Below are 319 nucleotides of genomic sequence, written 5' to 3'. Positions count from 1 at the left end.
GGTGGTCTCAAATTGCTAGTGCAACTTTTTGTTTTTGTAAAAGTATTATTTTTTTGAATGGTTTTAATAAAATTTGGATAACTTTTTTAACCTTTTGAGGGCAAAAAGTTACCCACATTTTATTTTCACCGACAACAATAGTGTCTATCATTTTAATCCATTTAAAATCAGACTGTTAAATACCTCTTTTGGCGTTTGATAATCTAAAACCTTTCTAGGTCTTTCATTGAGCTGGTTTTGAACCTCTTTTATTCGCTTGTTCGTAATGGTATTGAAGTCTGTTCCTTTGGGGAAATAATCCCTAACCAATCCATTCGAA

Annotated in this window: 2 protein-coding genes; both read right to left on the bottom strand. The window is 31.7% G+C overall.

The genetic code is table 11. The annotated features are described in order from the left end of the window. Nucleotides 1–7: 7 nt before the first annotated feature. On the bottom strand, nucleotides 8–151 hold the full coding sequence (locus tag AC5XHR_RS13815) for a hypothetical protein (RefSeq protein WP_495951362.1): 144 nt from the start codon (nucleotides 149–151) through the stop codon (nucleotides 8–10). Then, nucleotides 148–319: transposase (locus AC5XHR_RS13810; protein WP_495951363.1), on the bottom strand; the 172-nt coding region annotated here is incomplete at its 5' end. The genes AC5XHR_RS13815 and AC5XHR_RS13810, both read right to left, overlap by 4 nt.

The organism is Kaistella sp. CFF1-2, from assembly GCF_059509915.1.
This window is presented reverse-complemented; position numbering and strand designations above follow the sequence as displayed.

What these genes read in the sequence shown, in the direction of transcription:
- AC5XHR_RS13815 (WP_495951362.1), bottom strand. Translation starts at nt 151, where the DNA reads ATGATAGACACTATTGTTGTCGGTGAAAATAAAATGTGGGTAACTTTT.